13 protein-coding genes and 1 rRNA gene are annotated in these 12,884 nt (G+C 65.7%); 4 read left to right on the top strand and 10 right to left on the bottom strand.

Annotated elements, in window-relative coordinates:
• Positions 1 to 271 (bottom strand): 16S ribosomal RNA (locus BW971_RS05620); the annotation flags it as partial.
• On the opposite strand from BW971_RS05620, the gene BW971_RS21060 reads away from it, so the two are divergent.
• On the top strand, positions 267 to 620 hold the full coding sequence (locus BW971_RS21060) for a hypothetical protein (protein WP_143690206.1): 354 nt from the start codon (positions 267 to 269) through the stop codon (positions 618 to 620). The two genes, BW971_RS05620 and BW971_RS21060, sit on opposite strands and share 5 nt — an antisense overlap.
• A 434-nt stretch (positions 621 to 1,054) precedes the next feature.
• On the opposite strand, the gene nicT is transcribed toward BW971_RS21060, so the two are convergent.
• Positions 1,055 to 2,188: a Nickel transporter NicT gene (nicT, locus tag BW971_RS05615; protein ID WP_076477258.1), complete on the bottom strand. Its 1,134-nt coding sequence runs from the start codon at positions 2,186 to 2,188 to the stop codon at positions 1,055 to 1,057.
• 184 nt (positions 2,189 to 2,372) lie between these two features.
• Here nicT and BW971_RS05610 point away from each other — a divergent pair, with 184 nt between their 5' ends.
• Both BW971_RS05610 and BW971_RS05605 read left to right on the top strand, forming a co-directional pair.
• Entirely contained in the window at positions 2,373 to 3,377 is a 1,005-nt protein-coding gene (locus tag BW971_RS05610; protein ID WP_076477256.1) for a pirin family protein, read from the top strand.
• Positions 3,378 to 3,428: 51 nt separating this feature from the next.
• On the top strand, positions 3,429 to 3,785 hold the full coding sequence (locus BW971_RS05605) for a GNAT family N-acetyltransferase (RefSeq protein ID WP_076477254.1): 357 nt from the start codon (positions 3,429 to 3,431) through the stop codon (positions 3,783 to 3,785).
• 38 nt (positions 3,786 to 3,823) lie between these two features.
• Here BW971_RS05605 and murA read toward each other — a convergent pair whose 3' ends face one another.
• Together murA and BW971_RS05595 are read right to left on the bottom strand one after the other, a co-directional pair.
• On the bottom strand, positions 3,824 to 5,083 hold the full coding sequence (murA, locus tag BW971_RS05600; RefSeq protein WP_076477252.1) for a UDP-N-acetylglucosamine 1-carboxyvinyltransferase: 1,260 nt from the start codon (positions 5,081 to 5,083) through the stop codon (positions 3,824 to 3,826).
• A gap of 52 nt (positions 5,084 to 5,135) precedes the next feature.
• Positions 5,136 to 5,603 (bottom strand): SRPBCC family protein, encoded by a 468-nt coding sequence (locus BW971_RS05595; protein WP_076477511.1) that lies wholly within the window; start codon positions 5,601 to 5,603, stop codon positions 5,136 to 5,138.
• Positions 5,604 to 5,685: 82 nt separating this feature from the next.
• Here BW971_RS05595 and BW971_RS05590 point away from each other — a divergent pair, with 82 nt between their 5' ends.
• On the top strand, positions 5,686 to 6,288 hold the full coding sequence (locus tag BW971_RS05590) for a cob(I)yrinic acid a,c-diamide adenosyltransferase (protein WP_076477250.1): 603 nt from the start codon (positions 5,686 to 5,688) through the stop codon (positions 6,286 to 6,288).
• Between the two features lie 9 nt (positions 6,289 to 6,297).
• On the opposite strand, the gene BW971_RS05585 is transcribed toward BW971_RS05590, so the two are convergent.
• The 6 genes from BW971_RS05585 to BW971_RS05560 form a co-directional block, all read right to left on the bottom strand.
• The gene (locus BW971_RS05585; RefSeq protein ID WP_076477248.1) at positions 6,298 to 6,732 is read right to left on the bottom strand and encodes a DUF2550 domain-containing protein; all 435 of its coding nucleotides are present in this window, start codon (positions 6,730 to 6,732) and stop codon (positions 6,298 to 6,300) included.
• 215 nt (positions 6,733 to 6,947) lie between these two features.
• Positions 6,948 to 7,334, bottom strand: coding sequence for a F0F1 ATP synthase subunit epsilon (locus BW971_RS05580; protein WP_076477246.1), 387 nt, complete (start codon positions 7,332 to 7,334; stop codon positions 6,948 to 6,950).
• A complete protein-coding gene (gene atpD, locus BW971_RS05575; RefSeq protein ID WP_076477244.1) occupies positions 7,327 to 8,796 on the bottom strand; it encodes a F0F1 ATP synthase subunit beta in 1,470 nt (489 codons plus the stop codon). The genes BW971_RS05580 and atpD overlap by 8 nt, the downstream gene beginning before the upstream one ends.
• Before the next feature lie 35 nt (positions 8,797 to 8,831).
• Positions 8,832 to 9,764 carry a F0F1 ATP synthase subunit gamma gene (locus tag BW971_RS05570; RefSeq protein ID WP_076477242.1) on the bottom strand — a complete coding sequence of 311 codons (933 nt, stop codon included), beginning with the start codon at positions 9,762 to 9,764 and terminating at the stop codon, positions 8,832 to 8,834.
• Positions 9,765 to 9,808: 44 nt separating this feature from the next.
• The gene (gene atpA, locus BW971_RS05565; protein ID WP_076477240.1) at positions 9,809 to 11,443 is read right to left on the bottom strand and encodes a F0F1 ATP synthase subunit alpha; all 1,635 of its coding nucleotides are present in this window, start codon (positions 11,441 to 11,443) and stop codon (positions 9,809 to 9,811) included.
• A gap of 82 nt (positions 11,444 to 11,525) precedes the next feature.
• On the bottom strand, positions 11,526 to 12,878 hold the full coding sequence (locus tag BW971_RS05560; protein ID WP_076477238.1) for a F0F1 ATP synthase subunit B/delta: 1,353 nt from the start codon (positions 12,876 to 12,878) through the stop codon (positions 11,526 to 11,528).
• Positions 12,879 to 12,884: the final 6 nt, after the last annotated feature.

Below are 12,884 nucleotides of genomic sequence, written 5' to 3'. Positions count from 1 at the left end.
GTCGCCTTGGTAGGCCATTACCCCACCAACAAGCTGATAGGCCGCGGACTCATCTCGCACCGAAAAACTTTCCACCACCAGACATGCGCCCAATGGTCCTATCCGGTATTAGACCCAGTTTCCCAGGCTTATCCCAGAGTACGAGGCAGATCACCCACGTGTTACTCACCCGTTCGCCACTCGAGTACCCCGAAGGGCCTTTCCGTTCGACTTGCATGTGTTAAGCACGCCGCCAGCGTTCGTCCTGAGCCAGGATCAAACTCTCCATGAAAACACATCAAAAACACCCCACCACCACAACAGCAGCAGAGCCCTTTCAACACAACATTCCCAGCAGAGAAAAAATCCCAACCAAAAAAACAACAAAAACTAGCATCAAAAACTCACAAAACAATCTGATGCCACAAAAAAATGGCACCAAACAATCCATCAACACACTATCGAGTTCTCAAAGAACACACACCCACCCCACCAACACCCACACCGGGCACCAGCAAAAGCAAGCACATATTATCCGTCACACCCACACGAGCGCAACTCTACCAACCTACCACAGCAGATTGTGGGCCGCAACATGTTCGCTGCGGATCCACTCTGCTCTGTCAGGCCGGCCCGCGTGACACCAACGATTGCTCGGTGAGATCGTGCGAGGCGGTCAAGCGGCAATCCCGGTTTCCAGCTCTCCGGACTGAGTCCGGGGCGGCGCCGTGGCGCGCTGACTCGATAGAAGTTACGCATCTCGGCGGCGCAGTGCAAATTCCCAGGACAGCGCGCCGACTACTGGTCGAAACCGCTGGTCAGCGGACTGCCTGACGTACGTATTCACGTCGATGCCGGCGCCGCTGCCGCAATCGAATGTGTGTGACGGTGGTCATGTGCGTCGTTCCTGCCCGAACGGCCATGCATACCGTAGGGGCCACCACTACTCCCCGCTGATCACCCGTCAGCTCGGCACCCGCGGCGTTCGGCGGGTGCGGCGAACACGGTCGACCCTTTCGCCACTGTGACGTTCCTCGATTCGGGACGAGGACGATGGCGGCTGGCCCACGCCCGTTCACCGACCGTCGGTGTGATCCGTCCGATCCAGCGGCGACGGTGACCAGCGCTCCTCGATCCGCCCGATCTTCCACACCGACACCGCGGCGGCCCACGTCACGACGAACATTCCGACGATGACGAAGCCGATCGTGTTCAGGTCCAGCGCCGACATCCAGGACCAGACACCGCCGGTCCACCCGAGTTGCTCCGACACCACCCCCAGGAGCTCGACGGTTCCGATGATCAGTGCCACCGCGACCGAGAGACCGGTGATGGTGATGTTGTAGTAGACCTTGCGCACGGGCCGGGAGAACGCCCACCCGTACGCGAAGTTCATGAACGACCCGTCGATGGTGTCCAGAAGACTCATCCCCGCTGCGAACAGCACCGGCAGACAGAGAATGGCGTACCAGGGCAACCCGGCGGCGGCACTGGTGCCCGCGAGCACCAGCAGCGCGACCTCGGTGGCAGTGTCGAATCCCAGTCCGAACAGCACGCCCAGCGGGTACATCTGCCACGGTTCGCGGATCGATCGGGTGACTCGGCGGAACACGCGGTTCATCAGCCCCCGGCTGTCCAGTCGCCGTTCCAACTCGTACTCGTCATGCGTCCCGGCGCGCATGTCGCGAAACACTCTCAGGATGCCGACCAGGATGACCACGTTGATGGTCGCGATGACGTAGAGAAACACTCCGGATACGCTGGTGCCGATCAGTCCGGTGTAATGATGCAACGCCGACGAGTCATCTCGCACCGGGCCGGCCAGCGCACCGACCCCCACGGACAAGACCAGTGCTAGTCCGAAGACCACCGTCGAGTGCCCCAGGGAGAAGAAGAACCCCACCGACAGCGGCCTACGCCCGTCGTTCATCAGTTTTCGGGTGGTGTTGTCGATCGCGGCGATGTGATCGGCGTCGACGGCGTGACGCAGCCCCAGGGTGTAGGCGGTCAGCCCGACGCCCAGACCGAGTGCCGTATCACCGACGCTGAAGTGTTGTGGCGCAACGAATGCGGCCAACGTAATCCAGCCGATGAGGTGTAGCGCCACGATGACCCCGATCATCGCGCACACGCCGAGCCACTCCCGACGGTCCAACGAGGCCCGCACCGTGGCCAACTTGTCGTGGAAGGTGTCCAGGCGTGCTCGCACAGGGGCTGTCCTCTCGTGGTCCGCGCCTCTCGAGGTCCGTTGCGGACACCGTGACGCTAGACCGGCCGACATCCGGCTGCAATTCGACGTGGAGGCATGACCGGCTCGGGATCCGTCGCAGACGTGACCCGATGAGTAGGTTGGAAACCACATCCGACGATGTGGCGACGACAGGGGTGACCCGGTGAGCAACCTGGATCGACATCCGGATGAGAGCGTGCTGGTCACCGGGGACCCCGGGAGCGTTGTCCAGATTCTGGAGCCTCGGTCGGTGCCCCTGGGCGGCCCACGCGCGATGACGGTGTACCGAACACTTCCGCAGCGCATCCGATCGATGGTCGGCGCCTGGTGCTTCGTGGATCACTACGGACCGGATCCGGTGGCCGAGTCGGGTGGGATGGCGGTACCGCGGCATCCGCACACGGGCCTCGCCACCGTCTCGTGGTTGTTCGGCGGCGAGATAGACCACCTCGACTCGGCAGGCAACAGCGCTGTGGTGCGCCCCGGTGAACTGAACCTCATGATCGCCGGCCGCGGCATCACCCATTCCGAATTCAGCACCGCACAGACCGTGTCACTACACGGTGTGCAGCTCTGGTACGCACTGCCTGAATCAACCCGTCATGGCGGCAAGAGCTTTCACCATCACGTTCCCCTTCCCGTCGAGGTCGCCGGGGCCCGCGCCCGCGTGTTCATCGGTGAGCTCCTGGGTGCGGTGTCGCCGGTCGCGACCAAGACCACCGATCTCCTCGGTGCCGAGATCGTCATCGAACCGGGCGCCGAGATCACGGTCGGCATCCGACCGGACTTCGAACACGCCGTACTGGCCGAGAGTCATCCGGTCTCGGTGAACGGGACGCCGGTGGCGCACCGGGTGATGGGTTATCTGCCGACCGGGACCGACACCCTCACCTTGCGCGCGGGTACGGACGGCGCGCGAGTACTCGTGCTCGGCGGCGTCCCATTCGACGAGGAGATCGTGATGTGGTGGAACTTCGTCGGACGTACGCACGAGGAGATCGCGGAGTACCGGCGGCGATATCAGGCCGAGCTGGGATTCGAACCATCTGCCGCGAACCCGGCCGACGAGTTCACCCTGTTCGGACCGTTTCCCGACGATCAGCCCGCCCCCCTGCCCGCTCCCGTGCTGCCGAGAACCCGCATCCGACCACGCCACCGCTTGCGGTAAAAGCACCCCTGCGCCATTGCACGACCGGACCACGACGGAGGAGACCCGACGATGACTGACGACCGCTTCGACGTACAGGACCGGCCGGACGAATCCCGCTACGTACTGATCGACACCGAGGCCGATGACGCGGTGATCGGCGAAGAGGTCTACACCGACCTCGACGGTGCACGCCCCGTCCGGATCCTGGTGCACACCGGGGTATCCGAGGCCTACGGCAGCCAGGGCCTGGCATCGCTGCTGGTCCGTCACGTCATCGACGACGTGATCGGTGGTGGCCGTGACATCGTCCCTGTCTGCCCGTATGTCGTCGGCTGGCTCTCCCGCCACCCCGAGTACGACGGTCACGTGGTCGAGGCGACCGGCGAGCATCGGGACGCGGCGACGTCGCGGCGACGGTCCTCCTGACCGCGGAGGTGCGTGATGCACCGACGACTCCCGACGCCTCAGCGCGCGCCGACGCGCTCCACGTCCCCACCCAGTGCGCGGAGGTTCTCCACGAAGTTCGGGTATCCACGGTTGACGTGATAGACGTCATGGACCTCGGTGACCCCGTCGGCGCACAAACCAGCCAGCACCAGCCCCGCGCCGGCGCGAATGTCCGAACACCACACCGGGGCGCTGGAGAGCCGTTCGATGCCACGGATGACGGCGTGATGACCGTCGGTGCGGGCGTCGGCGCCGAGACGCACCATCTCCTCGACGAATCGGAACCGCGCCTCGAACACGTTCTCCGTGATCACCGACATCCCCTCGGACACCGCTGCCAGACCGATGGCCAGCGGCTGTAGATCGGTGGGGAATCCGGGGTAGGGCAACGTGGAGAAGTTGACCGCGACCGGACGCTCGTTCTGCACCACCCGGAACCCGTCGTCGAAGGTCTTCACCTCCGCGCCCGCACTGCGGAGCTTGTGCAGGACGAGCGTGAGGTGGTCGGGATCCACGCCGTACACCCGGACGTCGCCGCGAGTCATCGCCGCGGCCAGTCCCCAGGTGGCACCCACGATCCGGTCCCCCACCACCTGATGCGTGGTCGGCGAGAGCCGCGGTACGCCGGTGACGGTCAGCGTGGAGGTTCCCGCCCCGCTGATCTGCGCCCCCATCTGCTGCAGCATCACGCACAGGTCGACGATCTCGGGTTCGCGGGCCGCGTTGTCGATGGTGGTGACGCCCTCGGCGAACACCGCGGCCATCAGAATGTTCTCGGTCGCGCCCACCGACGGGAACTCCAGCGCGATGGGCGCGCCGACGAGGGTGTCGGCCTCGGCGACCACGCAGCCGTGTTCGATGGCGCTGCGCGCACCGAGCGCGCGCAGGCCCGCCTGATGCATGTCGAGCGGCCGCGAGCCGATGGCGTCACCGCCGGGGAGGGCGACCACGGCGCGACCGCATCGTGCGATCAACGGACCGAGCACGCACACCGAGGCTCGGAACTGTTTGACCGCGTCGAAGTCGGCGTCGAACTTGGGTTCGGCAGGCACATCGACGTGGACCACGTCGCCGTCGAGATCGACGGTCGCTCCGAGTCCACGCAGGACATCGGCCATCAGCGGCACATCGGCGATCTGCGGGCAGTTGGTCAGGGTGGTGGTCCCCTCCACCAGCAGCGCGGCGGCCATCAACTTGAGCACGCTGTTCTTGGCCCCACCGACGACGACCTCGCCGCGCAATCGCGCACCACCGGTGACCAGGAACCGTTCACTCACGTGAATCACTCTATCGTCATCGCGCCGGGGTCCCGCCGTCGCCCGGCCGGAGTCAGCCGCGTTGCTCGGCAACGGACTTCAACGCCGCCAACCCCTTCTCGAAGTCGCCGCCCACCAGCTTGTCCATGCTGATGAAGCGACCGAAGACCTTTGCCAGACCCCGGTTCTCACCCTGCATCGTCCAGGTGACCTCGGTCCCGTCGCCGGTACCCACCAACAGGAATGTGGCGACGCTCGACGACGCGAACGGCTTCAGGAAGTGCAGATCCAGAACGACCCTGGACGGATCGCTGGCGGTGATCGTCATCGATCCCTGGCCCGCTTTGCGGTTGCCGCGCCATTCGTAACGCGCCCCGACACCGCGGTCGGGACCGGTGTACTGGCGATCCAGCTGTGGGTCGACACCCTCCCACGGTGACCATTGCGGCCATTGCCGGAAATCATCTATGAGTGGATGGATCACGGTCGGGTCCGCCGCCACGACAGTCGATCGGGCGACGGTGAACGATGCTGGGGCCACCACCAGAGACTAGTGGGGCGAGGGCACCCGCGCGGGTCGTCGGCCGACGTGCTCGTGGTTCGCGGCGCGATACATTCGACCCATGGCAGTGCACCTGACGCGCATCTATACACGCACCGGCGATGACGGCACCACCGGACTCAGCGACTTCTCGCGGGTGTCCAAGACCGATGATCGGGTGGTGGCCTACGCCGACTGCGACGAGACCAACGCGGCCATCGGGATGGCCATCGACCTCGGTCACCCCGACGACGAGGTGTTCGCGGTGCTGCGGCGGGTCCAGAACGACCTGTTCGACGCGGGAGCGGACCTGTCGACCCCCGTGGTGGCCGACCCCGACCATCCGCCGCTGCGGATACACCAGGACTACATCGACGCTCTCGAGGGTTGGTGCGATCATTTCGGCACCGATCTACCGAACCTGAACTCCTTCGTCCTGCCGGGAGGTGGTGCGCTGTCCGCGCTGCTGCACAACGCGCGGACCGTTGCCCGCCGCGCCGAGCGTTCGGCCTGGGCCGCCGTGGCTGCCCATCCCGATGACACCAGCGTGCTGCCCGCCCGCTACCTCAACCGGTTGTCGGACCTGTTGTTCATCCTGTCCCGACACTGCAGTCCGGACGGGGACGTGACGTGGGTGCCGGGTGGCGAACGCACCCGTCCGCCCGGACCGGCGGCCTGCGACTGAGCGGCCGCCTCACCCGCGTGGGCGCCTACGCTCCGATCGTTGCGAGGGCCGCGATTCCAACCAGGATTGAAAAGCGGTGATCGCACCGGTGCCCAGGGCCAACTCGAAGGATCTGCCCTGGTCGATCACCTCGAGAACCACCATGCCGTCGATGAGGTCGCGTTCGGCGACGGTGGGTTCCCGACGCCCCCGGACCTCGATGTCCTGGCGGTGCAGTTCCCGGTCGGGTCCCACCCGCAGACTCGCCACGCGGAAGTATTCGATGGTCTCGTCGTCGTAGCGCACGATGCCGTGACGCCAACCGTGATGGTCGCGCGCGGGTAGAACGCGCATGGCCGCAGCGGTCCCCGAGTGACGGATACGACCGAACCGCACCACGGCACGACTCACGGCGACGACTCCGATGATCGCGCACACCACCAGAACACACAGCAGGATCGTCATCGGCTACCTCCTCTCGTGCTCGGCGGTGCCACGACTATGACAGACCGTAGTATCCGGCCGACGAGCGGACCCCGGTCCGCTACCGCAGCTCGGGTCCGCGATACACAGATCCCCGCACCCCACGCCCCTGGGCGCAGAATACGGGGATCCGGAGACACCGGTGGTCGCCGCACACCCGAGACCGTGTTCTCCCAGGATGCCACGACGACCGCGGGTCAGTGCTTCTTGTTCAGTTCTTCGACGGCCCGCAGACGCGATTGAGCGCGGTGGTACTCGTCCGAGCCCTCCTCCGCCTCCTCGAGCGCTTGACGCTCGGCGTCGGCGTCCACGTCGTCCGCCCACTCGGCGGCCTCGGCGAGCACGGTGACCGACTCGCCCGTCACCGACAGGAACCCACCCTGGACGGCCGCGACCCGCCGGTCGCCGTCGGACTCATCGATGACCACGAAGCCGCCGGGAATCAGCTGACCGAACAGCGGCTCGTGGTTGTGCAGCACACCGAGTTCACCCTCGGTGGTCTGCGCGATGACGAACGTGGCCTCGCCGCTGAAGATCTGCTCCTCGACGGCGACGACCTCGACCTTGAAGCTCGTGTCAGCCATTCTTCTCGGGCTTCTTTCCCAGGATCTCCTCGGCAGCCTTCTCGACGTCGTCGAGACCACCGCAGCTGCTGAACGCCTGCTCCGGGTAGTGGTCGAACTCGCCCTTGCAGATGCGGTCGAATGCCTGGATGGTCTCCGACAGCGGAACCACCGAACCGGGCTGCCCGGTGAACTTCTCGGCGACGATGAAGTTCTGACCGAGGAACTTCTGCAGCCGGCGAGCCCGCTGCACGGTGACCTTGTCCTCTTCGGAGAGCTCGTCCATACCGAGGATGGCGATGATGTCCTGCAGTTCCTTGTACTTCTGCAGGATCCGCTTGACCTCGTTGGCGACCCGGAAGTGCTCGTCGCCGACGATCGAGGCCTCGAGGATGCGCGAGGTGGACGTCAGCGGGTCCACGGCCGGGTAGATACCCAGCTGCGAGATCGGCCGGGAGAGCTCCGTGGTCGCGTCCAGGTGGGCGAACGTCGTCGCCGGCGCCGGGTCGGTGTAGTCGTCGGCGGGCACGTAGATCGCCTGCAGCGACGTGATCGAGTTACCACGCGTCGAGGTGATGCGCTCCTGGAGCTCACCCATCTCGTCGGCCAGCGTCGGCTGGTACCCGACGGCCGAGGGCATACGACCGAGCAGGGTCGACACCTCCGAACCCGCCTGGGTGAAGCGGAAGATGTTGTCGATGAACAACAACACGTCCTGATGCTTCTCGTCGCGGAAATACTCGGCCATGGTCAGCGCCGAGAGGGCGACACGCATACGCGTGCCCGGCGGCTCGTCCATCTGGCCGAACACCAGCGCGGTGTCCTGGAGAACGCCCATCTCCTCCATCTCGAGGTGGAGATCGGTGCCCTCACGGGTGCGCTCGCCGACTCCCGCGAACACCGAGGTGCCGGAGAACTCACGGGCGATACGGGTGATCATCTCCTGGATCAGCACGGTCTTGCCCACGCCGGCACCGCCGAACAGTCCGATCTTGCCGCCCTTGACGTACGGGGTGAGCAGATCGATGACCTTGATGCCCGTCTCGAGGATCTCGGTCTTGCCCTCGAGCTGGTCGAACGCCGGTGGCTTGCGGTGGATGCCCCACTGCTCACCGTCCCGGCCGGTTCCCGGATCGTCCAGGCAGTCGCCCAGCGCGTTGAACACGTGGCCCTTGACCACGTCACCGACCGGAACGGTGATCGGTTTGCCGGTGTCGGTGACCTCGGCACCGCGGACCAGACCGTCGGTGGGTTGCATCGAGACGCAACGGACCAGATTGTCGCCGAGGTGCTGCGCGACCTCGAGGGTCAGCGTCTTGGCGACCGCCTCCAGGGCCACCTCGGCGTGGCAGGCGTTGAACAGGTCGGGTACCGCGTCGCGCGGGAACTCGACGTCGACCACGGGGCCGATGATGCGGACGACGCGGCCGGTCACCTCGTCCTCGGTCTTCTCCGAGGACAGCTCGGTTATTGCTGTAGACATTCTCTCAAGTCACTTCCTGTGTCGGGAACGAGTCGTCAGATCGCGAGGGCGCTCGCGCCGCCGACGATTTCGCTGATCTCCTGGGTGATCTGCGCCTGCCGCAGCTGGTTGGCCTCGCGGGAGAGGTTGGTGGCCAGCTCTTCGGCGTTGTCGGTCGCGCTCTTCATCGCGGTCCGACGGGCCGCCGACTCCGAAGCGGACGCCTCGAGCAGCGCCGCGAACACCCGGGTCGCCACGTACTTCGGCAGCAGTGCGGTCAGCAGGGTGTCGGCACTCGGCTCGAAACTGTAGTTCCGGCTCTCCTGTTTGCTCTCCTCGTCGTCCTCGGTCATCTCGGTGACCACCAGAGGTGCGATGCGGTGCACCTCGGGAGTCTGGGTGAGCATGGAGACGAAACGGGTGTAGACGAGGTGCAACTCGTCCACCCCCTCGATGGTGCGCTTCTCCTCGCCGGGCACCTCGACCTCGGTACCCGACCCCGCCTGGAACAGCTCGACCAACAGGTCGGTGGCGTCGGTCGCGTTCTCGTACCGCGGGTTCTGCGAGAACCCGGTCCACGACTCCTCCACCCCGGTCCCGCGGAAGGTGAAGTAGCCCACGCCCTTCTGCCCCATGACGAAGAGCAGCGGTTCCTTGCCCTCCTCCTTGAGCAGCTCGACGAGCGAACGTGCCTCGCGCAGGACGTTCGAGTTGTAACCGCCGCACATACCGCGGTCACTGGTGATCACCAGCACAGCGGCGCGCTTCGGGTTCTCCCGCTCGGTGAGCAGCGGATGGTCGAGGTCACCAGCGTTGCTGGCCAACTCCGAGAGCACCGTGGTCAGCTCCTTCGAGTACGGCTTGGATGCCGTCACCCGCTGCTGCGCCTTGGTGATGCGCGACGTCGCGATCAGTTCCTGGGCCTTGGTGATCTTCTTGGTCGACTGCACCGAACGGATGCGCGAACGGATCTCACGGATGCTGGCCACGTCTCACCGTCCTCTCGGTTCGTGACGGATGTTCCCTCGCACGATCAGGACTTCCTGACCTTGAGTTCCTCGCGGTTCACGTCTTCTTCCTCCAACGCCTCGGCGTCGTCGGAATCGGCGACGACCCGCTTGCCGTCCGGGGTCTGGTAGCTGCGCTTGAACTTGTCGGTCTCGGACTTGAGGTTCTCGGCCTGGTCGTCGCTGAGCACCTTGCCGCCCTTGATGGACTCGTACACGCCGCTCGCCGAGTGATGCAGGTGGTCGAGCAGCTCCGTCTCGAACTGCCGCACCGCCTCCACCGGCACCGAGTCGAAGTAGCCCTCACCGCAGAGGTAGATCGAGACGATCTGGTCCTCCACCGTCACCGGGCTGTACTGGTCCTGCTTGAGCATCTCGACCCAGCGCGCGCCACGCTCGAGCTGCGCCTTGGACGCGTCGTCGAGGTCGGAGGCGAAGGCCGAGAACGCTTCGAGCTCGCGGTACTGGGCCAGTTCCAGACGCAGCGACCCGGAGACCTTCTTCAGCCCCTTGGTCTGGGCGGCTCCACCGACACGCGACACGGAGGTGCCGACGTTGATGGCCGGGCGCACGCCCTTGTTGAACAGATCCGACTCGAGGAACACCTGACCGTCGGTGATCGAGATGACGTTGGTCGGGATGAACGCCGAGACGTCGTTGGCCTTGGTCTCGATGATCGGCAGCCCGGTCATCGAACCGGCGCCCATGTCGTCGCTGAGCTTGGCACAACGCTCCAGCAACCGCGAGTGCAGGTAGAAGACGTCACCGGGGTAGGCCTCGCGACCCGGCGGGCGGCGCAGGAGCAGCGAGATGGCGCGGTAGGCCTCCGCCTGCTTGGTCAGGTCGTCGAACACGATGAGGACGTGCTTGCCGTCGTACATCCAGTGCTGGCCGATCGCCGACCCGGTGTAGGGGGCAAGCCATTTGAACCCGGCCGAGTCGGATGCAGGGGCCGCGACGATGGTGGTGTACTCCATCGCGCCGCCCTCTTCGAGCGCGCTCTTCACACCGGCGATCGTGGAGCCCTTCTGCCCGATCGCGACGTAGATGCAGCGGACCTGCTGCTTCGGGTCACCGGTCTCCCAGTTCTCCCGCTGGTTGAGGATCGCGTCGATGCAGACCGCGGTCTTGCCCGTCTTGCGGTCGCCGATGATCAGCTGCCGCTGTCCACGGCCGATGGCGGTCATGGCGTCGATGGCCTTGATCCCGGTGGCCAGCGACTCCTCCACCGGCTGACGCTCCAGCACGGACGGGGCCTGCAGCTCCAACACCCGCTGGTCGGCGGCCTCGATGTCACCCTGTCCATCGATGGGCTTGCCGAGCGGGTCGACCACGCGACCGAGGAAGTTGTCGCCGACGGGTACCGAGAGCACCTCGCCGGTACGACTGACCTGCTGGCCTTCCTCGATCTTGTCGTAGTCACCGAGGATGACAGCGCCTATCTCGTCCTCGTCGAGGTTCAGTGCCACGCCGAGCACACCGCCGGAGAACTCCAGCAACTCGTTGGCCATGGCCCCCGGCAGGCCACTGACATGGGCGATGCCGTCGGAGGTGTCGGCGACGACGCCGACCTCCTCCCGGGATGCCTCGGCCTCGAACGACGAGACGTACTGCTCGATCGCTCCCTTAATCTCGTCGGATGAGATCGTCAACTCAGCCATCAGTCTTCGTTCCTTAGCGTTCGTGTCGTACGTGAGCGTCTGGGTGTGCTGGTCTGCCGTCGATGGTCCGGGATGCCGGACGTCATCGCGGCAACTGCTCGGAGGCCTTCGCCAACCGGGTCGCGATGTCGGCGTCGATGACCTCGTCGCCGACGCTGATCCGGAGTCCGCCGAGGATCTCCGGGTTCTTCTCGGTCTGCAGGGAGATGTCCCTGCCGTAGATGCGGCCCAGAACGGTCTTGAGGCGGTCGCGCTGACCGTCGTCGAGACCCTCGGCGGAGACGACCTTCGCCACGGACTGGCCACGTCGGGCCGCGGCCAGCTCGGCGAGATCGTTCACCGCAGACTCTGCGGAGCGCCCCTGGAGCAGCCGTATCGACTGGTCGAGCAGCTTCTTGGTGATGTCGTCGACCTTACCGCCCACCAGCGTGTCGAGGAGGCCGAGCCGGGAGTCGATCGGCGCCGAACTGTCGCTGAGCAGCTGGGTCAGTCGGGGTTGTGCGCTGAGCACGCGTCCGAAGCGGAACAGCTGATCCTCGACCTCGTCGATCTTGCCCTGGTCGTCGGCGATCTTCAGCAGCGCGAAGCGGGCGACCCGCTCGATGCCCACCGTGAAGTCCCTCGTGCTCGACCACTTACCCGATGCCGCGGTGGCCAACAGGTCGGCCGCCGGACCCGAGATCTGTTGGTCGAACAGACGGTGGACCAGATGCTTCTTGCCCTCGGTGTCGTCACTGGGCTCGGCGAGGTGCTTGCGCAGTACCGGCTCGCCGGCGAGCAGGTCCACCACCTTGGTCAGGTCCTCACCGACCCCCGTGAGCTCGTCCTCGCCCAGGGATCGGGACTTCTCGTCGAAGTCCTGCTGCAGGCGGCGCATGGCCTCGCGGCTCGCCGCCCGCATCGAGTTGACGCCCACCTTGTCCGACGGGCGGCTGATCTGAGACCGGTCGGAACCCTGGTCGGCCATGTGTTCCAGATCGGCGATGACGCGGTCCACGGAATCGGACTTCGCCCCCGGATCGTCGAGGTGCTCGCGCACCCGCTTGCCCGCGAGTTCGATGGCGGTCAGGCCGAGGCCGGCCCGCAGTTCGCGGACCAGCGCCGACCGGTTGAGTGCGACCTGCGATTTCCCGTGTTCGGTGATCCGCTGCACCTCATGATCGGCCTGCACACGCATCTCCTCGGAGATCGCGTCGGCGTCACCGCGCGCTTCCTCCCGGATGCGCGCCGATTCCGCTCGCGCGTCCGACATCGCCTTGTCGTACGCGTTCCTCGCCTCGTCCAGACGCTTCTTGGCCGCTTCGCTCTCGGACATCTGCGACGACACGGTGTTCTGACGCTGCTCGACCGCCTTGTTCAGCGGTGGCAGCACGTACTTCCAGAGCACGAAGAGGATCAGCAGAAAGCCGACCAGCTGTCCGATGAAGATTCCCACGTGCGA

This window comes from Williamsia sterculiae (assembly GCF_900156495.1).
GTDB lineage: Bacteria > Actinomycetota > Actinomycetes > Mycobacteriales > Mycobacteriaceae > Williamsia_B > Williamsia_B sterculiae.
Note: the sequence above shows the minus strand (reverse complement) of the source record. Positions and strands in the feature narration are given on the sequence as shown.

Bases quoted from the DNA above. Each gene is read 5' to 3' on its own strand.
- BW971_RS21060 (WP_143690206.1), top strand. From the start codon at position 267: ATGAAAACACATCAAAAACACCCCACCACCACAACAGCAGCAGAGCCC.
- atpD (WP_076477244.1), bottom strand. From the start codon at position 8,796: ATGTCTACAGCAATAACCGAGCTGTCCTCGGAGAAGACCGAGGACGAG.
- BW971_RS05585 (WP_076477248.1), bottom strand. From the start codon at position 6,732: ATGACGATCCTGCTGTGTGTTCTGGTGGTGTGCGCGATCATCGGAGTC.
- BW971_RS05605 (WP_076477254.1), top strand. From the start codon at position 3,429: ATGACTGACGACCGCTTCGACGTACAGGACCGGCCGGACGAATCCCGC.
- BW971_RS05580 (WP_076477246.1), bottom strand. From the start codon at position 7,334: ATGGCTGACACGAGCTTCAAGGTCGAGGTCGTCGCCGTCGAGGAGCAG.
- BW971_RS05590 (WP_076477250.1), top strand. From the start codon at position 5,686: ATGGCAGTGCACCTGACGCGCATCTATACACGCACCGGCGATGACGGC.
- atpA (WP_076477240.1), bottom strand. From the start codon at position 11,443: ATGGCTGAGTTGACGATCTCATCCGACGAGATTAAGGGAGCGATCGAG.